Genomic DNA, 23,768 nt, shown 5'->3' with positions numbered 1-23,768 from the left:
TCCCGGCGTGGCGACCCGGTTACACCTGTGCCCCACTTGTTACCATAGCCAACTCCACTCTTCAAAGCGGCCCCGACCCCATGAATCCACGTTACCCCTTGTTCACTGCGTGGCTGCCCCTGGCGGTTTGCGGCGCGGCCCATGCACAGGCCAATGCCATGAGTTTTGAAACAGCGTGGGACCGTGTCAAGACTGGATCGGACCAGCTGGCCGCCTCAAGGGCCGCCGTCGATGGCAAAAGCCTGCAGGCCCAGGCGCTGAAAAACCTGGGCGGGCCGGTGGTCAGCCTGTCGGCCGCAGCGTTTGCCTACAACGCCAACCTCAACGTCAACCTGGACCCCATTAATCAGCGGTTGGCCCAGGTCAACCAGCGCTTGCCGATTCCGCTACAAAACCTGCCCATCCCTTTGCCGGTACCGCAGTTCCCTTCGAACTACACCTATAACCGCTATGACACGGGCACAACGAAGTCAATTTCGGCGGTGTGGCCGATTTACACCGGCGGGGCCAACGATGCCGTACGCGGTTTTGTGTCTGCACAGGAAAGTGAAGCACGCGCCGACGCGGACAAAACCGGGTATGAACTGGCCACGCTGCTGGTCCAGCGCTACTTCGGTGCGCAGCTCGCAGCCAGGGCGGCCGCCTTGCGGCAATCGGCCCTGAACGACATCCGGCAGCACGATGAGGCAACGGCCAAAATGCTGGCGGCTGGCGTGATCTCCCGCATCGAGCGCCTGCAGGCCCAGGCGGCCTATGAAGAAGCCAAACGCAATGCGTCGAAGGCGCAGGACGATGCAGAACTGGCCGCCATCGCACTGGCGCGCACCGTGAAGTCGGACGCGCCCGTGGTACCCGATACGCCGCTTTTTGTGCTGACGCAGCCGGTTGAGTCCCTGCCCCACTTCCTCAATGAAGCACTGCTGCGCCACCCGGGCCTGGCCAAAGTGAGTGCAAAAAAAGCCCAGGCCGAGCAGTTGCACCACGGCGAAGAAGCGCTGCGCAAACCTCAGGTGTTTGCCTTCGGCCAGCGCGAACTCAAACCCGGCAATGCCGACTGGGTGGGCGGCATAGGCGTGCGCTGGACCCTGTTTGACTCGGTGGACCGCAACGCGCTGGCAGCCGCATCCGGCAAGCAGATTGAGCAGGCCGAACGCACCGAGCTGCAGGCACGCAGCGACATCAGCCTGCTGGTCGAGAAGAACTGGCGTAGCGTGGAACAGGCGCGCCGGCAGTTCCTGGCGACCGAGCCCGGCGTGGCCCTGGCGCATGAGGTGCTGCGCCTGCGTACGGCGGCCCTGCGCGGCGGCACCGGCACCGCGCTTGAACTGATAGACGCCGAAGTCAACCAGGCCAAGGTCGAAACAGAACGTGCCCAGGTCGCCTTTGACTACGTCACTGCACTGGCAAGACTGCTGGAGAGTTGCGGTTTGTCAGAAGAGTTCAGTGCCTATGTCCGGCGTGCCGATGTGAAAGTCAATTGATCATGAAAAAAAACATTCCCAAAAAAACCGTGGCCATTGGCGTGGGGGCCATCGCCCTGCTGGTGTTGCTGGGCTATGGCGTCTGGCGCGCATCACAACCACCTCCGGATGTGTTCCAGGGCCAGATGGAAGCCCAGGAAACCGACATTGCGCCCAAGGTCACCGCCCGCATCTCGCAGGTGCTGGTCCGGGAGGGCCAGCAGATTGCGGCCGGGGCCATACTGATACGCACCGACAGCCCGGAAGTCACCGCCAAGCTGGAGCAGGCCACGGCCGCGCAACAGGCGGCCCAGGCTGTTGCCGACAAGGCACAAAGCGGCGCACGCCCGCAGGAAGTGGAAATGGCCCGCCTGCAATGGCAACGCGCCCAGGCCGCGGCGGAGCTTGCAGAAACATCTTTCAAGCGCGTGAACGGCCTGGCAAAAGAAGGCCTGGTGGCGGAGCAAAAGCGCGATGAGGCCGAAGCCAATTTCAAGGCCTCGCGCGACCAGGCCCTGACGGCCAAGGCCCAGTACGACATGGCACGCGCCGGCGCCCGCCCCGAAGACAAGGCCGCAGCCAATGCGCAGGCGCGCCAGGTTGCAGGCGTGGTGGCCGAGGTCGAAGCGGCCAAGGCGGAGACCGAACTCAAAAGCCCGGTGGCCGGCGAGGTCGCCAAGGTGCTGGCCAAGGTCGGCGAACTGTCGCCACAAGGCGTCGCCGTCGTGACGGTGGTCGATTTGAAAAACCAGTGGGTGGTGCTCAATGTGCGCGAGGATCGCTTGCAGCGCTTCGCCAAGGATGCGGAGTTTGACGCCGTGCTGCCGGCGCTGGGCAACAGGCAGGTGCGCTTCAAGGTGTTTTACAGCGCCGTGCTGCCCGACTTCGCCACCTGGCGCGCCACGCGTGCAGGCCAGGGTTTTGACGCCCGCACATTTGAGGTCAGGGCCAGGCCAGCGGCGCCGATTGAAGGCGCACGTCCCGGCATGAGCGTGCTGGTTCAATAAAGCGTTCACCGCTTCTGGTTGAACACCCCCATGGGCTTTTTGCAGGTTTTTTTTCAGGCGTTTGCCGGCAGCGCGCGGCGTGAAGCCGCGCGGCTCAGGCGCAGCCCCTGGGACCTGGCCATGATTTCATGGCTGCCGCTGCTGGCAGTGGCCATGATCTGGTGGATATTTTCCGCCGGGCTGCCCAACCAGTTGCCCATAGGCGTGATGGACCAGGACCATTCATCCCTGTCGCGCCAGCTGGTGCGCTTCCTGGATGCAACACCCGGCCTCAAGGTCGTGCGCCCCTACAGCGACACTGCCGAAGCCACGCAAGGCCTGCGCCGTGCCGAGGTGTATGCGGTGGTGAGCATCCCGCCGGACTTTGCACGCACCGTCAAACGCGGCCAGGCCGCACAGGTCACCCTGTTGCACAACGCACAGCTGGGCACCCATTCGGGCCTGATCCAGCGCGATGTACGCACCGCCGTCGGCACGCTGTCCGCCGGCGTTGAACTGGCTGCGCGCAACAAGCGCGGTGAGCCCAAACTGGCCACCATGGTGTCCATGGAGCCCATCAAGACCAGCCTGGTAACGCTGTTTAACCCCTCGCTCAACTATGAACAGTTCCTGGCAGCCGCACTGATTCCAGCGCTGCTGCATATCCTGGCCATGACAGCAGGTGCCTGGGCCGTGGGCCGGGAGCTGCGCGATGGGACGATTGCCGAATGGCTAACACTGTCATCTTCCGGCTGGTGCGCTACGGTTGGCGCGCTGCTGGGCAAGCTGGTCTGGCCTTTGCTCGGTTTGGGCCTGGTCGGCGTGACGGCCTTTGTCTGGCTGACCTGGGGGCGCGGCTGGCATCCGGCGGGTTCACTTAGTTGGGTCTTGCTTGCGCTTGCGGCACTGCTGGCGCTGTCGCTGGCCATGGGCGCGTTTGCAGCTGCAGCCTCGCGCTCGCTGCGCACGGCCTTGTCGGCCACCGGCTTCATCACCGCACCGGCCTTTGCGTTTGGCGGGGTTGGTTTCCCGCTGCAGTCCATGCCCGTGCTGGCGCGGGGCTGGGCCGAGCTGCTGCCCTACACCCATTACATCCGCCTGCAGATGGAGCAATTGCAGATGAACGCGCCGCTGCACTATTCGCTGCCCATTCTTGCCGGCCTGGCAGGCATGGCTGCGGTCTTGTTGCTGGCTTGTGTGCCGCTGCTCAAAAGCGCTGCAGGCAAGCCCGAGAGCTGGGGTGGCCGCTGATGCAGGCTTTTCGCAAACTGATTGGCGCCTGGGCCGACACGCTCAGGGCCATTGCCGGCGACACGGGCGTGCTGCTGATCGTCGGCATTGCGCCCCTGCTCTATGGTTTTTTCTATCCCTGGCCTTACGGTACGCAGGCCGTGACACGTGTGCCGGTCGCCGTGGTGGACTACGACCACAGCAGCCTGTCGCGCCAGATCACACGTTTCGCCCAGGCCAGCCCGCGCATAGACGTGCGCATGGTCACCGGCGACGAGCGCGAAGCACAGCAGGAGCTCTGGGCCGGCGAGATCGAGGGTTATGCTGTCCTGCCGGCCGACCTCAAACGTAATGTGCTGCGCGGCAAGGCCGCCGTCGTCACGGTAGAAGCCGACGGCAGCTACGCGCTGCTTAACAAAGCCGTGCTCTACGGTTTTGCCGAGGCCGCAGGCACAGTCTCGGCCGGGGTGGAAATCAAAAAACTGCAGGCCGGCGGCCAAAGTGCACTGCAGGCCAATGCCAGCCGCAGCCCCATCAATCTCCAGATGGTGGCGCTGTTCAACCCGACCGAAGGTTACGGCAGTTATGTGGTGCCGGCGGTCGCGCTGTTGATCATCCAGCAGACGCTGCTCATGGGCGTGGGCATGCTGGTCGGCCTGTGGGCCGAGACCGGTCGGCACCGCGCCGATGCAGCCACCTGGCTTGGCCGCATCCTGGCTTTCTCGACCGTGGGCTACGCCAGCGGCCTGCTCTACTTTGGCTGGATTTTCTGGCTGCAGGATTTTCCGCGCGGCGCCAACACCCTGGGCGCGCTGGTGTTGCTGGCCTTTTACATACCCGCCATCTGCACCCTGGGCGCCTTGCTTGGCACCTGGTTTGGCAACCGCGAGCGCGCCCTGCAGGTGCTGCTCTTCACCGCCCTTCCCATGGCCTTTGTCTCAGGGTTCTCATGGCCCGCAGAAGCCCTGCCGGATGCGCTGCAAACCCTGCGCTGGCTGTTTCCCAGTACGGCAGGCATACAGGCATCGCTGCGCCTCAACCAGATGGGCGCGCCACTGGCGGATGCGGGCGGCCTGCTGGCCGTGCTGGCGGCGCTGGCAGCGGTAGCGGGCTTGCTGCTCTTGCGGTTTGCACGCCCGGCCAAATCCTGATTCGCTATTGAATTGATAGCTTGTCGCGCGCGATTCACGGCGGCCACAGGCATATTTCATTCAAAAATACGCCCAACCAGAACATTCTGGCGGCTTGAAGCAAAATCAGGGTATGCAGCTCAACTACATCGCCAACACCTCCGTCCCCTCGTCTTCCGGCAAAACCATCCCGGTCATAGACCCGTCCGACGGCCAGGTGTTTGACGAGATACAGCGCAGCAATGCCAGCGACATGGACACCGCAGTCAACGCTGCCCGCGAATGCCTGGACCTGGTCTGGCAGCGCATCAGCGCTGCAGAGCGCGGCCGCCTGCTCATGCGCCTGTCGGCCAAGGTCGCGGCGCACGCCGATGAACTGGCGCTGATAGAGCAACGCGACTGCGGCAAACCCGTCAAGCAGGCCAAAGCCGACGCTGCCGCGCTGGTGCGCTACTTCGAGTTTTATGCAGGTGCCTGCGACAAGCTGCACGGCGAAACCATTCCCTACCTGGACGGCTACAGCGTGATGACCTGGCGCGAACCGCATGGCGTGACCGGCCACATCATCCCGTGGAATTACCCCATGCAGATCTTCGGGCGCAGCGTGGGCGGCGCGCTGGCCGCCGGCAATGTGTGCGTGATCAAGCCTGCGGAAGATGCCTGCCTGTCACTCATCCGCGTGGCGCAGCTCGCCGCCGAAGTCGGCTTCCCCGCCGGCGCGATCAACATCGTGACTGGCTATGGTCACGAAGTCGGCGACGCACTGGCCCGCCACAAGGGCATAGACCACATCAGCTTTACCGGCAGCCCCACAGTCGGCACACTGATCCAGCAGGTGGCGGCCGAGCGCCATTGCCCCGTCACGCTGGAGCTGGGCGGCAAAAGCCCGCAGATTGTGTTTGCCGATGCCGACCTGGATGCGGCAATTCCCACAATCATCAATGCCATTGTGCAAAACGCCGGGCAAACCTGCTCGGCCGGCTCCCGCCTGCTGGTCGAGCAAAGCATTTACGAACCGCTGCTGGAGCGGCTCGGCCGGGCTTTTGAAAGCCTGCGCGTCGGCCCTGCGGCCATGGACCTCGATGTCGGCCCGCTGATCCGCCAGAGCCAGCAGCAGCGCGTCTGGGATTTTTTAAGCGATGCCCATGTGGCCAGCATCCCCATGGTGGCTCAGGGCCAGATCGTGGATGAAGCGCCTGACACCGGCTTTTACCAGGCCCCTACCTTGCTGCGCGACGTGCCCGTGATGCACAGGCTGGCGCAGGAAGAAGTCTTCGGCCCTGTGCTCTGCGCCATGAGTTTCAAGAATGAAGACCACGCGGTGGAACTCGCCAACGCCACCCGGTTCGGCCTGGTCGCAGGCATCTGGACCCGCGACGGCGCCCGCCAGTTCCGCATGGCCAAACGTGTCAAAAGCGGCCAGGTGTTTATCAACAACTACGGCGCGGGCGGCGGGGTGGAATTGCCCTTCGGCGGCGTGAAGTCATCCGGTTACGGGCGTGAGAAGGGCTTTGAGGCGCTGTATGGTTTCACGACCTTGAAGACGGTGGCGGTGCGCCATGGTTAGATTCAGGGTCTGCAGGCTGCACCGTCGCGCCCGGTGATGCCTGTCTGCTGCGGGCAACTGCTTCAAAGTGCCTATGCCTATTGATGAAAATGTGCTGATCGGCTTTGCCGTCGCGCTCGGCAGCGGTCTGTTGATCGGCATTGAGCGCGAACGGCGCAAGGGCCGCGGACCGCATCGAAGGCTGGCTGGCGTTCGCACCTTTGCATTGGCCGCCCTCGGCGGGGCCTTGGCGCAGGCACTGGCTCAAACCTGGCTGGTATTCCTGGGCGCTTTGCTGATCGTGGCGCTGATCCTGATTTCCTATTGGCGCGATCGCTCACGCGATCCCGGCGTCACCACTGAAATCGCCTTGTTCATCACCTATCTGCTGGGTGTAGCAGCTATCCCCGCGCCCGTCATATCAGCCGGCACGGCCGTCATAGTGGCCGGCCTGCTGGTGGCCCGCAGTGCCTTGCACCGGTTTTCGATCACGCTGCTGTCAGCCACCGAATTGCGCGATGGCCTGGTGTTGGCCGGCGCGGCACTGGTGGTTCTGCCACTGCTGCCCAACCAGTCCATTTCATGGCTGGCCGGCATCAACCCGCGCCGGATCTGGAGCCTGGTGGTGCTCCTGATGGCGCTCCAGGCCATTGGCTACGTGGCCCTGCGCCTGGGCGGCGCGCGGCTAGGCTACGCCTTGTCGGGGCTGGCCTCTGGCCTTGTCTCAAGTACCGCGACCACCGCGGCCATGGGCCTGAAGGTACGTCAGCAGCCCGAACTCCTCAGTGCCTGTGTATCCGGCGCCCTGTGTTCGAATGTCGCCACCATCCCCCAGTTGTTTCTGGTGACGGCGGCCATCTACCCAGCCGCGCTCGCCACACTGGCGCCCAGCCTTCTCGCGGGCTGGGTCTGCGCCATCCTCGTCGCCTGCGTCAGTGTGCTCGCGCATCGCCAGACAGCCGCAACGCCGCCATCCCAGGGACATGCCTTCAACCTGGTGCACGCGATGGGGTTTGCGTTGACCCTCACGCTGGTGACCGGCGCCGTCGCGCTGGCCAACGCGCACTTCGGCCAGACCGCGGTCGGCCTTGGCGCCGCCATTGCCGGGTTTGCCGACGCACATGCCGCCGCCACCTCGGTGCTGTCGCTGGGCGCCAGCGGTCAATTGAATCCGGCACAGATTCTGTGGGCTGTGCTGCTGGGGTTTTCCACCAATGTGCTCAGCAAACTGATAGCCGCCACAGTCTCTGGCGGGCTCGCCTTTGCCGCCAGGATAGGCGCCGGGTCGCTCGTGGTCTTGGCCGTGGTCTGGCTGGGGTATGCGTTCATGCCACTTCCAGGAAAATAACCGGGCATGCGAAAAATCCCCTCTGCCCCCTTCAATCATGCCCTGAACAGGCGATTCGCAGGCGTGGAGAGCACCCTCCTGCCAGGACGCTGTATGTACACAAGAATCATGAGAAGAATCAGCAAGAAGCTCAATCACAATGGGCACAAGAAGCTATTAGATACGTAGCAAAAAGGACATTCCAAAATGCGGCTCAAGGACAAATCAATCATCGTCACAGGCTCGGGCGGCGGCATAGGCGAAGGCATTGCCAGGCGCCTGGCCGCCGAGGGCGCGCAGGTCATCGTCAACGACATCAATGCCACGATGGGTGAAAAGGTCGTGGCAGCCATCGTCAAGGCCGGGGGGACGGCATCTTTTTTCGCTGCTGACGTCACCAGATCCGCAGAGGTCAAGGCGCTGGTGGATGCCGCAATGCAACGCTACGGCAAACTGGATGTGATGGTCAACAACGCAGGCTGGACGCACCGCAACCAGCCGGCACTGGACGTCAGCGAAGATGATTTTGACAAGTGTTACGCCATCAACGTCAAAAGCATTTACCTCTCAACCATTCATGCAACGCCGGTGTTCCGCGAACAGGGCGGCGGCAGTTTCATCAACATCGCCTCGACGGCCGGCGTGCGTCCGCGGCCGGGCCTGACCTGGTACAACGGCTCCAAGGGCGCGGTCATCACCACCTCAAAATCCCTGGCCGCCGAGCTGGGCCCGGACAATATCCGAGTGAACTGCATCAACCCGGTGTTTAACCCCGACACAGGCCTGTCTGCCGAATTTGCCGGTGGCCCGGTGGACGAAGAACGCAAGGCCAGGTTCCGGGCCAGCATCCCGTTGGGGCGTTTTTCAACCGCGCTGGACGTGGCCAATGCCGCGCTGTACCTGGCCAGCGACGAGGCGGACTTTATCAGCGGCGTATGTATTGAGGTGGACGGCGCACGATGTGTGTAGGCCCCCACGGCCGCTCACTGCCCCCGAGGGGGCCGCTGCGCCTGCGGGTGAAGACACGACCCCATGCCACCAGGGCCAGGGTCAATAACGCGCATCTCTTGGGGGTTAAGACCTCTTTTTAGCGCCCCAGCCGGGCCAATGGAGTAAATTCTCCCCTTGGGCACCCCACAATGACAGACAAAGTTATCCCCCTGGCCGACATACGCTACGCAAGCCGCGTTCCGCACATTCCTGCGCGACTGGAGGCACCCACGGGTTTGTTAAGCGACACCCTGGCCCGTCCCCTGCGCGACCTGCGCATCAGCGTGACCGACCGCTGCAACTTTCGCTGCAGCTACTGCATGCCCAGCGAGGTGTTCAACAAGGACTACGCCTTTTTGCCGCAGACCTCGCTCCTGAGTTTTGAGGAAATCACCCGCCTGGCGCGTATTTTTGTGGCACATGGCGTTGAAAAAATCAGGCTCACGGGCGGCGAGCCGCTGTTGCGCAAGCACCTTGAAGTGCTGATTGAAATGCTGGCAAAACTGCAAACGCCCGAAGGCAGGCCGCTGGACATCACGCTGACCACCAATGCCTCGTTGCTGGCAAGAAAGGCCCAGTCGTTAAAGGATGCTGGCCTGCAGCGCGTGACTGTCAGCCTGGACGGGCTGGACGATGCGACTTTCCGCCGTATGAACGATGTGGACTTTCCGGTGGCCGATGTGCTTAAGGGCATCGAGGTCGCGCAAAAGGTCGGGCTGTCGCCGATCAAGATCAACATGGTGGTCAAGCGCGGCACCAACGATGCAGAAATCCTGCCCATGGCGCGGCATTTCCGCCATTCGGGCGCCGTGCTGCGTTTTATTGAATACATGGACGTGGGCGCCACCAACGGCTGGCGCATGGACGAGGTACTGCCTTCCGCCCAGGTCATTGAACGGATCAATGCCGAATTCCCGCTCACATCCATCAACCCCAACTACACAGGCGAGACGGCCGGGCGTTGGCGTTATGCCGATGGTGGGGGTGAGATCGGCGTGATCAGCAGCGTTACCCAGGCCTTTTGCAGCGACTGCAACCGGGCGCGGCTGTCGACCGAAGGCAAGCTGTTTTTATGCCTGTTTGCCAGCCAGGGGCATGATTTGCGCGCCCTGTTACGTGGTGGCTATGCGGACGACCAGATAGCGGGCGCGGTAAGCCATATCTGGCAAAAGCGGGATGACCGTTATTCGGAACTGCGTGCAGCCATGCCTGCAGACACAAGCCCGCTAGACAACGGTCTCAAACGCGTCGAAATGAGTTACATCGGAGGATGACTTTGTGAATGCCGATTTAACTGTCCCCCTGCATGCCGAAGCCATCACAGCAGTAATCCTGGCCGGAGGCCGCGGTTCCCGCATGGGCGGTGCCGACAAGGGCCTGCAAAACTTCAACGGCGTGCCGCTGGCCCTGCACACCCTGCTCAGGCTGGGCCCGCAGGTGGGTGAAGTCATGATCAATGCCAACCGTAACCTGGCGGCGTATGAGTCGTTCGGCGTGCCTGTCTGGCCCGACAGTACAGGCCTGGGTGAATACGCCGGGCCACTGGCTGGCTTCATGACGGGGCTGGAGCGCTGCGAAACCCCCTACATGCTCACGGTACCGTGCGATACGCCGCTGTTTCCGCTTGACCTGGTGGAGCGCATGGCAAAGGCCTTTGCGCTGGAAGGTGCAGACTTTGCGGTAGCCGCCGCACCGGAAGAAGACGGACAGTTAAGGCCGCAGCCCGTGTTTTGCCTGATGCACACCGGCATGCTTGAAAGCCTGGTGCACTTCACCAAAAACGGCGGCCGCAAGATCGATGCATGGACGGCACAACACAAGACCGTCAACGTGCCCTTCAACCGTGCCGGGGATGATGCCCACAGCTTTTTCAATGCCAACACGCTGGCCGAACTGCACCAACTTGAATCCCGCCTGCCGTGAGCCCTGATGTAAAAACACTGGCGCAGATTGCGGCCGAACTGCAGGGCTACGATCCGCAAGCGCTCTCAGCCGACGACGTGTTGGCATTTTTGTCCAGGCTGGTCACACCGGTCCAGGAAGCCGTCGAACTGCCCCTGTTTGAAGCCTTGGGCCGTGTGCTGGCAGCCGATGTGGTGTCGCCCTTCGATGTGCCGCCGCATGACAATTCGGCGATGGACGGTTACGCCTTTGCCGGTAATGAATTGGCCCCCACGCTCCCCACTTCGTGTGGTTCGCTGCCCCCCGAGGGGGCTGAACTTGCTTGGGGCGGCCCGGCGCGGCGTTCGCTCGCGCCCGGCGAGGCGTTTGAACTGAAAGTCGTAGGTACGGCACTCGCAGGCAAGGCCTGGCAAGGCAGCGTTAAAGCCGGCCAGTGCGTCAAGATCATGACCGGCGCCATCATGCCGCAAGGGCTGGACACGGTGGTGCCGCAGGAGTTTGTAGCGCTTCAGGGTGATCTCATCACCATCCCGGCAAAGCTTCTCAAGCCAGGTGATAACCGCCGGCTGCGCGGTGAAGACCTCGCCCAAGGCAAACCGGCGCTCCTGAAAGGCGAGCTGCTTACGCCCGCCCGGCTTGGACTGGCGGCCTCTTTGGGCCTTAAAACACTGAAGACATGGCGCCCGTTGCGTGTCGCTTATTTTTCAACCGGCGATGAAATCCTGTCGCTGGGCGAAGCGCCGCGCGAAGGCGCCGTGTACGACAGCAACCGCTATACCGTCTTTGGCATGCTCAGCCGCCTGGGCTGCCAGGTCATCGATATGGGCGTGGTGCGCGACGACCCGGCCCTGCTCGAAACCGCTTTCACAAGCGCAGCCATGCAGGCCGATGCCATCATTACGTCGGGCGGTGTCAGTGTGGGCGAAGCGGATTTCACCAAAACTATGATGAAAAAGCTCGGAGATGTGGCCTTCTGGCGCATCGCCATGCGGCCAGGCCGCCCCATGGCCGTGGGACGCCTGCTACCTGCCAAATTACAAGCCAAATCGGCCCCTGGCCTCCATATATCGCGCGCAGCCAGCTATGAAAATAATAGCAACCATGAGGACAGCGGCGCCGTCCGTTTCGCCGCCGGGCCACCCCAAGGCGAAACAGCCCCCTCGGGGGGCAGCGAACCACACGAAGTGGGGAGCGTGGGGGCCATCCTCTTCGGTTTACCCGGCAACCCGGTCGCAGTCATGGTGACCTTCCTGGCCTTTGTGCGCCCTGCCTTGCTGCAGATGATGGGTGCCAGTGCGACTACACAACCGCTGCTCAAGGCACGCAGCCTGGAGGCCATCCGCAAAAAGCCGGGCCGCACCGAATACCAGCGCGGCTGGGTATCCACCGCGCCCGACGGCTCGCTGCAGGTCAGGACCACAGGAAACCAGGGCTCCGGTGTACTGCGCTCCATGGCCGAGGCCAATGGGCTGATGGTCTTGCACCATGCCCAGGGCAACATTGCCGTGGGTGGCGAGGTGGATGTGCTGATGTTTGACGGAGCTATATAGGGCCCCCGCGCTCCCCACTTCGTGTGGTTCGCTGCCCCCCGAGGGGGTGCTGCGCCTGCGGCCTGGCAAAGCCAGTTCCGCGGCCCCGGCTGGAATAAAGAATCCCAAGCAAAACGCCCTCTCTGAGAGGGCGTTTTGCATTGAAAAGGAGTTGGCCCGCTATTCGGCTACGTATTCTGGATGCTCATGATGCCCATCCGGCTGCTCCTTCGCCACAGCCTTGTTGGCACCCGGCACCGCCGAGCGGGCAAACAGGGTGTACATGGTGGGCACCACAAACACGGTCAGCAAGGTCCCCAGCGACATGCCGCCCACAATCACCCAGCCGATCTGCATGCGGCTTTCGGCGCCCGCGCCAGTGGCCAGGGCCAGCGGCAAGGCACCCAGCACCATGGCACCGGTGGTCATCATGATGGGTCGCAGACGTTGCGACGAGGCCTTGACCAGCGCATCGATCATCTCCATGCCCTGCCCGCGCAGCTGGTTGGTGAACTCCACGATCAGGATGCCGTGCTTGGTGATCAGGCCGACCAGCGTGATCAGGCCAATCTGCGAGTAAACGTTGAGCGAGCCGCCGCTCCATTTCAGGGCCAGCAGCGCGCCAATCATTGAAAGCGGCACAGACAGCATGATCACCAGCGGGTCGACAAAACTCTCAAACTGCGCGGCCAGCACCAGGAAAATAAACACCAGGGCCAGGACAAACACAATGGCCAGCGCGCCCTGCGAGTTTCTGAACTCACGGGAGGTACCGTTCAGGTCGGTGCTGTAGCCGGTTTTCAGCACCTTGGCTGCGGTCTGGTCCATGAATTTCAGCGCCTCACCCAGGGAATAGTCACCCGCCAGGCTGGCCGTGATGGACACCGAGCGGCGCTGGCCAAAGTGGTTCAGCTCACGCGGGGAGACGCTTTCACGCACCTTGACCAGTGCCGACAGCGGAATCATGGCGTCGTTGCGCCCGCGCACATAAATGCGGTCAATGTCTTCCGGTGTGGTGCGGCCGCTGGCCTCGGTCTGCACGATCACGTCGTACTGCTCGGCATCGCGTTTGTAGCGGGTGACATTGCGCCCGCCCAGCAGGGTTTCGATCGCTTTTGCAACCACCTGCACGCTGACGCCGAGGTCGGCCGCCTTGTCACGCTCCACTTCTATGCGCAGCTCGGGTTTGTTGAGCCGCAGGTCCACATCGGGCGAGACGATGCCTGGATTTTTGGCGATCTCGTCCAGCATCTGGCGCACCACCGTGTTGAGGTTCTGGTAGCTGTCCGAGGTCTGGATCACAAAATTGAGCGGCCGTTCGCGAAAGCCCTGGCCCAGCGAGGGCGGCGTGATCGGGAATGCCGTCACGCCGGGCAGCGCATTGAATTTTGGCTGCAGTTCACGCGCCATCTCCATGGTGGACCGCTTGCGGTCATCCCAGTCAACCGTGCGGTAGACCACGCTGGCTTGCGCCACCGTCGGGTTACCCACGTTGGCAAAAATGCGGTCGAACTCGGGGAAGGACTCGCCCATCTTCTCCAGGGCTTTTGCATAACGGTTGGTGTAGTCCAGCGTGGCACCGTCGGGCGCATTCACGTTGGCCAGGATCACGCCGCGATCCTCGATCGGGGAAAGTTCCTGTTTCATCGTCGGGAACACCAGCGCGATGGCCAGGGCGCTGAGCAACATCACCCCGATCACAATCCAGCGTGCCTGCAGAATCCAAGCCTTGAGCCACCGGCCCGCGCCACGCCTGCCAGCCTGGCCCGCCGGCGCCACATAACGTGCGGTCACCACCCAGCGCAGCAAGGCGCCGTAACGATCGGAGATGGACGTCAACGCCCGCTCCATGAAACGGTCAAACCGGTTTGGCTTGGGGTTGTGCTTGAGCAGTTGCGTGCACATCATGGGCGTGAGGGTCAGCGCCACAAAACCCGACACCACCACAGCGCCGGCCAGCGCCAGCGCAAACTCGACAAACAAACGCCCGGTACGCCCCGGCGTGAAGGCCAGCGGCGCATACACCGCCACCAGGGTCGCGGTCATGGTGACCACGGCAAAGCCGATTTCACGCGCCCCCTTGATGCCCGCGGAGAACGGATCCATGCCTTCCTCGATATGCCTGAAGATGTTTTCCAGCATGACGATGGCATCATCCACCACCAGGCCAATGGCCAGCACCAGTGCCAGAAGGGTCAATGTATTGATCGTGAACCCCGCCAGAGCCATCATGGCGAAGGTGCCAATCAGGCTCACCGGGATGGTGACGATGGGAATGATGGAAGCGCGCGCCGTGCGCAAAAACACAAAAATCACCAGCGCCACCAGCACAATCGCTTCGGCGATGGTGTGGTAAACGTTGTTGACGGAGCGGTCGATAAACACCGAATTGTCATTGGCAACGTCGATCAGCATGTCCGCCGGCAGGTCAGCCTTCAGCTTGGGAAAGGCTTCCCGCACACCTTTTGACAGGTCCAGCGGATTGGCCGTCGCCTGACGGATGATGCCCACCGCCACGGCAGAGCGGCCATTCAGACGAACCGCCGTTCGTTCGTCGGCGGCGCCCTCTTCCACACGCGCCACGTCACGTACCTTGATGCTAAAGCCGTTGACGTTCTTGATGACGATGTCGCGGAACTGCGCTGGCCGGACCAGGTCGGTCTGCGAGGTCACGCTGAACTCGCGCTGCTGCGACTCGATGCGACCGGCCGGCAGTTCCAGGTTGCTGCGGGTGATGGCATCCTCCACATCCTGCGTGGTCAGCTTGTAGGCGGCCAGCTTGTCGGTGTCCAGCCAGACGCGCATGGCGTACTTGCGCTCGCCGTAAATTCGTACATCGGCAACACCGGTCACGGTTTGCAGGCGCGGCTTGACGATGCGGTTGACCAGGTCATTGATCTGCAGTGGTGTCATCGACTCGCTGGAAAAGGCCAGCTGGATGACAGGAAAAGCATCGGCCTCGACCTTGGCAATCACCGGCTCTTCAATCGCCTGCGGCAGGCGGTTGCGCACGCGCGAGGTACGGTCGCGCACTTCGGCTGCAGCCGAGTCGGCGTCTTTCTCAAGACGGAAGCGCACGCTGATCTGTGCCTGGTCGGCGCGGCTGATGGAGGTGATGACGTCCACGCCATCAATACCGGCAATCGAGTCCTCCAGCGGTTTGGTGACCTGTGACTCGATGACCTCGGCCGATGCCCCGGCGTACCGCACGCTCACCGTGACCACGGGCTCGTCGATTTTTGGGTATTCCCGCACATTCAGGCGATTGAAGCTGACGGCGCCGACCAGCACGATCAGCAATGACAGCACGGTGGCAAATACCGGACGGCGTATGGAGGTTTCAGCGAGTTGCATGGGAAATCCTTATCCGCCTTGTGTCAGTGACGATCCTGGTGTGCCCTGGGGACTGCGCGGCTTCCGGCCGACGCGCCAGCACAGGGATTGGGGCCGGGCAATGGCGCTAAAGCTTTGGCTGGTGCTGCAGCCATAGGCTGCGCCGGCGGCACAGGCGCAGGTGCTGCAGCACCTGCACTGGCAACAGCCGCCGGCGCCCCATTTGTAACGGGCCGGCCCGTCCGCGCACCGCCGAGGTCGGCCACCGTTACCGTTGCGCCGTCACGCTGCACACGCTGCTGGCCTGTCGTCACCACCGTATCCCCGACCTCCAGACCTTCGATGATTTCAACCTTGCCCGGGCTGCGCAGCCCGACCTTGACTTCGACCCGCTTGGTGGTCCGGGTCTGCTCCGTCGCGCCGGGCAGCAATTTGATGACAAACTGCCTGCCGCCCTGCGGAACAATGGCTTCCTCAGGAATGACACGCGCATTCTCACGCACGCCAAAAACCGCATTGACGCGTGCAAACATGCCTGGCCGAAGCTGCAGGTGGCGGTTATCGATGCAGGCCCGCACCCCTACGGAACGGCCATTCGCATCGATCAGAGGGTCGATCGCCTGGACCTGGGCTGTGTATTTTTTTCCCGGCAGGGCATCAATATCCAGCATGGCAATCTGCCCGTGCTTGATCTTGCTCTGGTAACGCTCGGGCAGCCTGAAATCAACAAAAACCGCATCAATGTCTTCAATATTGACGATGTCCGCGCCGTCCTTCAGGTAATCGCCCGCATTGACCTGGCGGATTCCCACAATCCCGTCAAAGGGTGCCAGGATTTTCAGACGGGCGGCGGTGGCTTGTGCCAGCGACAGCTTGGCCTGGGCCACCTGCAGGTTGGCGGCACTTTCATCCAGCGAGCGCTGGCTGATGAAGTTCTCAGCCACCAGTTCCTGGTTGCGTTTCTGGTTGGCCTGCGCAATCGACAGCTCAGCCTGGCTTTGCTGGAGCTGGGCCAGCGGCAACTGGTCGTCAAACTGCACCAGCACCTGGCCCTTGCGCACACGCTGGCCATCGGTGAAATTAAGCTGTGTAATACGCCCGCTCACCTCGGGCCTGAGCACTACACCACGGCGTGAACGCAGGCTGCCCACAGCCTGCGTGTCGTCCGTAAGCCTGGCGATTTCCACTCGCGCAACCTCTACGGTCGGTGGTTTACCACTGGCCGGACTGCTGGCAGCCCCAGCTGCAGGTGCCGCCGACGACGCGACACCTGGTGCGGCATCATTGGCCCGGGGTTTCTGGTACCACCAGGCAGCGCCTGATGCAGCTGCAATACCCGCCGCCGCGACCACTGTGTAAATTGCTTTTGATGCCATGGGTAAGGGAAACTTGTAATAGAAAGATACAACCAGCGAATGTAGCAGGACACCACGCTCGGTGCAGCGTTTCCTGCCTTGCCCGGAGGGCCATGCGCAGCAGCTTTACAAGGCCTTTACGAAATGGACAACCGGTGGCAAGCTTTCGGGTTGCTATGTACGCTTATCGTATGCATTTTGCCGGGAGCGATCTCCCCGTGGCCGCGTTGCTCAAAGCCGGCCCAGCGCGCGCTCCACGCCCTTGTTGGCCAACGCATCGGCACGCTCGTTACCGGGGTCGCCCGCATGTCCCTTGACCCAGCGCCAGTCAATCTTGTGGCCGCTCGTTGATACCAGCGCATCCAGCCGCTGCCACAGGTCCACATTCTTGACGGGGGCCTTGGCCGCCGTGCGCCAGCCCCGGGCTTTCCAGCCCTGTATCCACTCGGTGATGCCCTTGCGCACATACTCGCTGTCGAGATACAAAGTCACCTTGCAGGGCCGTTTGAGCGCAGCCAGCGCCTCGATCACCGCCGTGATTTCCATGCGGTTGTTGGTGGTGCCCAGCTCGCCGCCGAACAGTTCTTTCTCAGCCCCGCCCGAACTCAACAAGGCGCCCCAGCCTCCAGGGCCGGGATTACCCTTGCATGCGCCATCGGTGTAAATAACTATGTGTTGTGGTTCGGCATCTGGCGTTTTTGCGGCATGTGAGGAAGCAGTCATGGATTGTTTTTTGTTTCTGGCCCGCGGCGGGTCATTAAAAGATCGGTTGTGGCATTCGGCGCAAGCTCCTTGTTGGCCACCGCCGCAGGTGCGGCGGCCACTGCTTTACGCGACTTCCAGGCCGGCTCCAGCAGGCGCACGCCCTGAGTACGCTTGACCGCCACCAGGAAATACACGGCACCAAAAATGGGCCACCAGCGCGCACCGGCCTTGTCCATCCAGTCAAACCGCGCCAGCCATTTCTGGCTGGTCAAGGCAGGGCGGTAACAGCCGAAGCGCCCCGACTCTACCTCAAAGCTCAGCAACCGCAACCAGTCGCGCAAACGCCAGTAACCAATGAACTCTCCGGCATCCGGCAAAAACAGTCCGTTGTACCCCAGCCGGCGATAAAAATGCGCACGCCGCTGGCGCATGCTCCACAAGCTGGTCGGGTTCAGGCCGCTGATGACAACCCGCCCCTCGGGAACCAGCACGCGCTCGACCTCGCGCAAGGTGGCGTGCGGGTCGCAGCTCAACTCCAGTGTGTGCGGAAGCACCACCAGGTCCAGGCTGCTTTCGGGGAAAGGCAAGGCAACGGAGTCGGTCACCAAGGCGGCGCGCCGCCGGGAACTTGCAGGGGCGATTGAAGTCGCATCATGGCCGTCGCCATTGACGGCAGGGGTGGCGCCAGATACGCTGGAAGGAGTCAACGCTGCATTCTGCAATGCCAGCCACTGATGCGGCATGCGGTTGGTCTTCAGGGTGTCCAGTTCCGGCATGCCCAGCTGGAGGGCGTGGTAGCCAAAAATGTCGCTGACGGCTTCATCAAACTGCGCACGTTCCCAGGCAAGCAGATACTCGCCAGGCGGGGTCTTGAGCCATTGCGTCAAACCTATAATTTGCGAGTTCATCAGGACCACTGCATGTTGAAATTGATTCCCATCCCTGCCTTTGCCGACAACTACCTCTGGATGTTGCATGACGGCAAGCGCGCCCTGGTGGTGGACCCCGGCGACGCCGCGCCTGTCATGCGAGTGCTGAAGGACCAAGCCTTGCAACTGGAGTCAATTCTAGTCACGCACCACCATGCCGACCACATCGGTGGTGTTGATGCGCTGCGCGATGCCACGGGTGCCAGGGTATACGGCCCGGCCAGCGAACGCATTCCCGCACCTTATGAGCCGCTGAGCGAAGGTGATGCCGTACATGCCATGGGGCTTGACTTCCAGGTGATCGATGTACCCGGCCACACTGCGGGCCATATCGCCTACTACTGCGCAGCCCCCACGCCTGTCACGTCGTTTTCTGCATCGTCGCCGGATAAACCGGAGATGAGCGACAAACCTTTGCTGTTTTGCGGCGACACCCTTTTCTCGGCCGGTTGTGGCCGCCTGTTTGAAGGCACACCCGCCCAGATGCTGGCTTCGCTCGACAAGCTCGCCGCACTGCCTGCGCAAACGCGCGTGTGCTGCACCCACGAATACACCCTGAGCAATTTGCGCTTTGCGCTGGCAGTTGAGCCCCACAATGCGGATTTGATTGCTTACAACGCACAATGCGTAAAATTGCGCGAACGCGACCAGCCTACCCTGCCCACCTCCATCGCCCGGGAACTGCTGGTCAACCCCTTCTTGCGCACCCGGCAAGCCACGGTTAAGACTGCTGCCATGCATTTTGATGCGGCGGCCCATGACGACATCTCCGTATTTGCCGCCATCAGGCAGTGGAAAAACCAATTCAAATGACGTCTCACCACCGAACAAACACCTCACGCTTCGTTCTATCGACACTCCTTTTCTGCGCAGCCCTGCTGGCGGGTTGTGCCAGCCAGCCGGGCATGCCGGGTGACCCGGTCCTCCCCAGCGCTTCATCGGACAAGACCGTCCCCTCGCTCATTCCCGGCGGCCCGCTTCGCATCATCACGCCGGGCCAGGTTGGCGGACTGAAAATCTCATCCACGGAACCGCCAAAAGAGTTGTGGGACCGCATACGCCGCGGCTTCGCCATGCCGGACCTGCAGGGCGACCTGGTCACAGACCGCGAGCAGTGGTATGTCACCCGGCCCGACTACATCCAGCGCATGACGGAGCGCTCGAGCAAATACCTGTTCCACATCGTTGAAGAGCTGGAGCGCCGCCAGATGCCGACCGAGCTGGCCCTGCTGCCCTTCATCGAAAGCGCCTTCAACCCGCAAGCCGTGTCAAGTGCCAAGGCCGCAGGCATGTGGCAATTCATGCCGGCAACCGGCAAGTACTTTGACCTCAAACAAAACGCCTTCCGCGATGACCGCCGCGACGTGCTGGCATCCACCCGCGCAGCGCTTGACTACCTGCAAAAGCTCTATGGCATGTTTGGCGACTGGCACCTTGCACTGGCGGCCTACAACTGGGGTGAAGGCAGCGTCAGCCGCGCCATTGCACGCAACCAGAAGGCCGGCCTGGGTACCGGCTACCTGGACCTCAACATGCCGGCCGAAACGCGGCTTTATGTGCCAAAGCTGCAGGCCGTCAAAAACATCGTGGCAAACCCGCAGGGCTTTCGCACCGAACTGCCGCTGATTGAAAACCACCCCTACTTCCAGCAGGTGCAACTTGGCCGCGATATTGACGTGGCGCTCGCCGCAAAACTCGCCGACGTGCGGATAGAGGATTTCAAAGCACTGAACCCGTCCGCCCACCGGCCCGTGATCATTGCTGCGGGTACGCCGCAAATACTGCTGCCATGGGACAACGCTACCGTCTTCCAGCGTAATTTTGAAGCTTACAGCCAGGGCCAGTACGCCAGCTGGACCGCCTGGACTGCACCGTCTACCCTGAGCGCCGCTGAAGCCGCCAGGCGTACCGGCATGAGCGAAATCGACTTGCGCGCCGTCAACAACATCCCGCCCCGCATGCTGATCAAGGCAGGTTCCACGCTGCTGGTGCCCCGCTCCGCAAAAATGGAAAACGACGTCACCAGCAACGTTGCGGACAATGCACAGGTTTCACTGGCACCGGAAATCGTGACACGGCGCACCACCGTCAAGGCCCGCAAGGGCGAATCGGTCGCGACCATCGCCAAACGTTACGGCCTCAGCGCCTCCAGCGTGGCCGAATGGAACAACGTCAGCGCCTCCTCCGGCTTCAAGCTGGGGCACCAGGTGGTGGTGTTTTTACCGGTCAAAAGCCAGGCCAGCGCATCCCACAGCAAAAACAAGAGCAAGGGCGTCAAGCGCAGCAGCAAGCCCGTCGTGAAGAAAAAACGCTGAAACCCAGCGCTGTCTGCCGCGAGCTTCGCTCGCAGCAGGCGTGGACTCAAAGCCGCATGTGGCCTGACCCGAACAGGCCAACCAGACCGATGAGGATCAGGTAGATCGCCACGATGTAATTCAGGAGCCGGGGAATCAGAAGAATCAGGATACCCGCAATCAGGGAGGCGATGGGGCCTATGCTCAGGGAGAGGTTCATGATGCGTCCTTTGGTTTGTACAGTGATTTCACTGTAGCGGGCAGCCGCAAAAATGGCTGTAGGACAGCAGGAAAACAAGTCCGGCCATTTCAGCCGGCAGGTTTTTGAAACTGTTCAGCCCCTTACTGCCTGGCCACGCCGCTGGCGCCCTGCCAGTCCCCGCCCAGCGCCTTGACCAAGAACACCGAAGTCAGCAGGCGCTGGCCCAGCAACTGGGCGGCCTGACGCTCGCTGCTTAGCTGGGACTGCTGCGCCGTGATGACGTCCAGGTAGCTCGCCACACCACCTTCGTAGCGGTCGTTCGCGATATCGAGCACGCGTCCTGCGCTGGCAACAGCGCGCTGCGCCTGGCTGTAAGCCCGGTCCAGAGCTGCAACACCGCTGATGCCGTCTTCCACTTCCTGCATGGCCGTGAGCACGACCCTGCGGTAGTTGGCAACCGTGACGTCATAACCGGCACGCGCGAAATCCACGTTGGCGCGCATCCTTCCGCCATCAAACAGCACCTGTGTCGCTGAAACACCCAGCGACCATAGCACGCTGGGCGCATCAAACAGCCGCTGGAACAAACGGCTGTCGACGCCAACGGATGGCGCAAGCATGACACTCGGGTAAAACGCCGCGCTGGCCACGCCAATCTGCGCATTGGCAGCGGCCATGGCACGCTCGGCGGACGCTACGTCCGGGCGGCGCTCCAGCACGTCCGAGGGAATCCCTGTCGGAATCGCCGGTGGGATCATGGGCGTAGGCTGCGGTGCCAGCGAAAACTGCGGCGCGGGCGTGCCTGTGAGCGTGGCAATCGCATGCTCGAACTGGGCCCGCTGCCGCTTGAGCACATCGACCTGCGTGAGTGTGGTGTCCAGCAACGCCTGCTGCTGCGCCATGTCCAGGCCCGAGGTAGCGCCCAGGTCATGGCGGTCGGTGGCCAGTACAAGCGCGCGCCGCTGCAAGGCAATGGAGCGTGCCAGCACGTCAAGTTCGGTGTCCAGTGCACGAAGGCTGAAGTAGTTCACGGCGAGGTCGGATGCCAGCACCAGCCGGGTGTTCTCCAGGTCGGCTGCCGACTGTTCAGCGGACGCGCTGGCACCATCAACCAAACCCTGCACCCGGCCCGCCAAATCCACTTCGTAGCTGACCGACAGCGACGCCGCATAGTCGTTCTGGATGGTCGAAAAGTTTGGCGTGTTGTAGTTCGTAAGCGGCCGGTTCGCCGAGATCTGCTGGCGCGCCGCACGCGCGCCCAGGCTCACTTGCGGAAACAGGCTGGCGGAACTGGCCGTGACAAGGGCGCGTGCCTGGGCCAGCCGTGCGTTGGCTGCAGCCAGCGTCTGGTTGCCGAGCATGGCTTTTTGTTCCAGCGCATTGAGCTGCGGGTCGCCGAACCGCTCCCACCAGGGTCCCTTGGAAGCCAGGTCGTTGGGTGTACCGGTGCGCCAGGGTGCTTCAAGCTGCCAGGCCACGGGCATGTCGACTCCCGGCTTCCGGTAGGCCGGCCCCGCCGTGCAGCCAGCAAGCACAAGCACGGCCCAAGCAAGCAGCCCAGCCTTCACGCTACTCACGGCACGACTTTCCTGGGATCGGCCGCCTTGCCCTTGTCGGCCACGACCTGCTTGGGCTTGTCGTCGTCCGCCGCGACAAACGACACCTCATCGCCCTCAGCCAGCGAGTCCGACGGGTTCAACACCAGCCGGTCGCCATCGGCCAGGCCATCGGTAACCTCCACCTTCTCGCCGTAATTGCGTCCGAGCTGGATGGGCTTCATATGCACCCTCCCCTGCGCATCAACCACCGCCACCTTGACGCCATCGCCGCGAATCACCAGCGCGTTGTTGGGAATGGAGAAACCGCGGCTGGCCACCAGAGGCAGGGCTACCTGTACAAAAGCGCCCGGCAGCAAGGTCCCGGCGGCATTGGGCAGGGACACCTCGACCTGCATGGAGCGTGAAGTCGCATCTATGGACGCAGCCGTGCGCGCGACCTGGCCCTGGAATTTCTGGCCGCGCAACTCGGCCTGCGTCACCACCACACTTTGCCCGGGCTTGACCAGTTGTGCATAGGTTTGCGGCACGTTGACATACAGCCGTAGCGGGTCGGTCTGGGTCACCACAAACAGCGCGCGCGTGAGACCGCCGCCAGCCCCGGCGTCTATCAGGTCGCCGGTATCCACATTGCGCCGGGTGATAACACCATCGGTAGGCGCAAGGATGCGCTTGAAATTTTCAAGCTGGCGCAGCCGCTGCACATTGGCCTCGGCCGCCGCAAGGTTGGCGACGGCCTGTGTGCTGGCACTGCGGCGCTCGTCAAGCTCCTGCTGCGAAACAGCATCCTTCTTGCGCAGGGCCTCCCAGCGCACGGATGTGCTCTGGGCAAGTTCCAGGCTGGCGGCCGCCTGCTGGCGCGCGGCGATGGCCTGCGACAGCTGCTGGTCAATCTCGGGGGTTTCAATTTCTGCGAGCAGTTCCCCCTTGGTTACGCGGGCGCCAATGTCCTTGGTCCAGCGCTTGACGTAGCCGCCGGCGCGCGCATAAATCGGCGACTGAATGAAACCCTGCAAGGTGCCGGGCAAGGCCAGCGTCTGGCCTGCATCGCTGGCCCTGGCCACCGTGGTCTTGACATACTGCTTGTTGTGCTCGGCAGCGCCCGCTTCAAGCGCGCGCGTGTTGAGCACGCGGCTGACAACGGTGCGTCCGGCACCTATGGCAAGAATCACCAGGACGATGAGCACCGCGATCCTGGTGCGGCGCACGACCTGCCCGCGCTTGAGCAACTCGCCCGACTCACCCGGCGCGACTGGATGCAGAGCCAACTGGGAATGGCGTTCTTCGGACATGG

The 23,768-nt window shown here is 62.6% G+C and carries 19 protein-coding genes; 12 read left to right on the top strand and 7 right to left on the bottom strand.

The annotated features are described in order from the left end of the window. Positions 1-80: 80 nt before the first annotated feature. From ACFQND_RS05190 to ACFQND_RS05145, 10 genes are all read left to right on the top strand, one after another. Complete coding sequence (locus ACFQND_RS05190) at positions 81-1,481, top strand: TolC family protein (protein WP_371437739.1); 1,401 nt, start codon at positions 81-83, stop codon at positions 1,479-1,481. A 2-nt stretch (positions 1,482-1,483) separates the two neighbouring features. After that, positions 1,484-2,467, top strand: a complete 984-nt coding sequence (locus tag ACFQND_RS05185) for an HlyD family secretion protein (protein WP_371437740.1) — start codon at positions 1,484-1,486, stop codon at positions 2,465-2,467. Between the two features lie 39 nt (positions 2,468-2,506). Further along, the gene (locus ACFQND_RS05180; protein WP_377412522.1) at positions 2,507-3,697 is read left to right on the top strand and encodes an ABC transporter permease; all 1,191 of its coding nucleotides are present in this window, start codon (positions 2,507-2,509) and stop codon (positions 3,695-3,697) included. Further along, entirely contained in the window at positions 3,697-4,827 is a 1,131-nt protein-coding gene (locus tag ACFQND_RS05175; RefSeq protein WP_371437742.1) for an ABC transporter permease, read from the top strand. The genes ACFQND_RS05180 and ACFQND_RS05175 overlap by 1 nt, the downstream gene beginning before the upstream one ends. 112 nt (positions 4,828-4,939) lie before the next feature. Continuing rightward, on the top strand, positions 4,940-6,373 hold the full coding sequence (locus tag ACFQND_RS05170; RefSeq protein WP_371437743.1) for an aldehyde dehydrogenase family protein: 1,434 nt from the start codon (positions 4,940-4,942) through the stop codon (positions 6,371-6,373). A gap of 73 nt (positions 6,374-6,446) precedes the next feature. Continuing rightward, on the top strand, positions 6,447-7,700 hold the full coding sequence (locus ACFQND_RS05165; protein ID WP_371437744.1) for an MgtC/SapB family protein: 1,254 nt from the start codon (positions 6,447-6,449) through the stop codon (positions 7,698-7,700). Between the two features lie 186 nt (positions 7,701-7,886). After that, positions 7,887-8,648, top strand: coding sequence for an SDR family oxidoreductase (locus ACFQND_RS05160; RefSeq protein ID WP_371437745.1), 762 nt, complete (start codon positions 7,887-7,889; stop codon positions 8,646-8,648). 170 nt (positions 8,649-8,818) lie between these two features. After that, positions 8,819-9,943, top strand: a complete 1,125-nt coding sequence (gene moaA / locus ACFQND_RS05155; protein WP_371437746.1) for a GTP 3',8-cyclase MoaA — start codon at positions 8,819-8,821, stop codon at positions 9,941-9,943. Positions 9,944-10,025: 82 nt separating this feature from the next. Next, the gene (mobA, locus tag ACFQND_RS05150) at positions 10,026-10,592 is read left to right on the top strand and encodes a molybdenum cofactor guanylyltransferase MobA (protein ID WP_371437935.1); all 567 of its coding nucleotides are present in this window, start codon (positions 10,026-10,028) and stop codon (positions 10,590-10,592) included. Beyond that, a complete protein-coding gene (locus ACFQND_RS05145) occupies positions 10,589-12,121 on the top strand; it encodes a molybdopterin molybdotransferase MoeA (protein WP_371437747.1) in 1,533 nt (510 codons plus the stop codon). The genes mobA and ACFQND_RS05145 overlap by 4 nt, the downstream gene beginning before the upstream one ends. A gap of 159 nt (positions 12,122-12,280) precedes the next feature. Here the strand turns inward: ACFQND_RS05145 and ACFQND_RS05140 are convergent, their stop codons facing one another. The 4 genes from ACFQND_RS05140 to ACFQND_RS05125 form a co-directional block, all read right to left on the bottom strand. Then, positions 12,281-15,454: an efflux RND transporter permease subunit gene (locus ACFQND_RS05140; protein WP_377412517.1), complete on the bottom strand. Its 3,174-nt coding sequence runs from the start codon at positions 15,452-15,454 to the stop codon at positions 12,281-12,283. A gap of 23 nt (positions 15,455-15,477) precedes the next feature. Then, entirely contained in the window at positions 15,478-16,809 is a 1,332-nt protein-coding gene (locus ACFQND_RS05135) for an efflux RND transporter periplasmic adaptor subunit (protein WP_377412514.1), read from the bottom strand. A 210-nt stretch (positions 16,810-17,019) separates the two neighbouring features. Further along, entirely contained in the window at positions 17,020-17,511 is a 492-nt protein-coding gene (gene rnhA, locus ACFQND_RS05130; protein WP_377412511.1) for a ribonuclease HI, read from the bottom strand. Beyond that, positions 17,508-18,401 carry a class I SAM-dependent methyltransferase gene (locus tag ACFQND_RS05125; RefSeq protein WP_371437751.1) on the bottom strand — a complete coding sequence of 298 codons (894 nt, stop codon included), beginning with the start codon at positions 18,399-18,401 and terminating at the stop codon, positions 17,508-17,510. The genes rnhA and ACFQND_RS05125 overlap by 4 nt, the downstream gene beginning before the upstream one ends. 15 nt (positions 18,402-18,416) lie before the next feature. Between ACFQND_RS05125 and gloB the strand changes: the two genes are divergently transcribed. Both gloB and ACFQND_RS05115 read left to right on the top strand, forming a co-directional pair. Continuing rightward, entirely contained in the window at positions 18,417-19,235 is an 819-nt protein-coding gene (gloB, locus tag ACFQND_RS05120; protein WP_377412607.1) for a hydroxyacylglutathione hydrolase, read from the top strand. Positions 19,236-19,327: 92 nt separating this feature from the next. Continuing rightward, on the top strand, positions 19,328-20,737 hold the full coding sequence (locus ACFQND_RS05115; protein ID WP_371437937.1) for a transglycosylase SLT domain-containing protein: 1,410 nt from the start codon (positions 19,328-19,330) through the stop codon (positions 20,735-20,737). 46 nt (positions 20,738-20,783) lie between these two features. On the opposite strand, the gene ACFQND_RS05110 is transcribed toward ACFQND_RS05115, so the two are convergent. The 3 genes from ACFQND_RS05110 to ACFQND_RS05100 form a co-directional block, all read right to left on the bottom strand. Continuing rightward, entirely contained in the window at positions 20,784-20,936 is a 153-nt protein-coding gene (locus tag ACFQND_RS05110; protein WP_377412507.1) for a DUF3096 domain-containing protein, read from the bottom strand. 122 nt (positions 20,937-21,058) lie between these two features. Then, complete coding sequence (locus ACFQND_RS05105; RefSeq protein ID WP_377412504.1) at positions 21,059-22,495, bottom strand: efflux transporter outer membrane subunit; 1,437 nt, start codon at positions 22,493-22,495, stop codon at positions 21,059-21,061. Next, positions 22,492-23,766: an efflux RND transporter periplasmic adaptor subunit gene (locus ACFQND_RS05100; RefSeq protein WP_371437754.1), complete on the bottom strand. Its 1,275-nt coding sequence runs from the start codon at positions 23,764-23,766 to the stop codon at positions 22,492-22,494. The genes ACFQND_RS05105 and ACFQND_RS05100 overlap by 4 nt, the downstream gene beginning before the upstream one ends. Positions 23,767-23,768 lie beyond the last annotated feature (2 nt).

This window comes from Polaromonas aquatica, from assembly GCF_042659145.1.
Taxonomy (GTDB): Bacteria; Pseudomonadota; Gammaproteobacteria; order Burkholderiales; family Burkholderiaceae_C; genus Polaromonas; species Polaromonas aquatica.
This window is presented reverse-complemented; position numbering and strand designations above follow the sequence as displayed.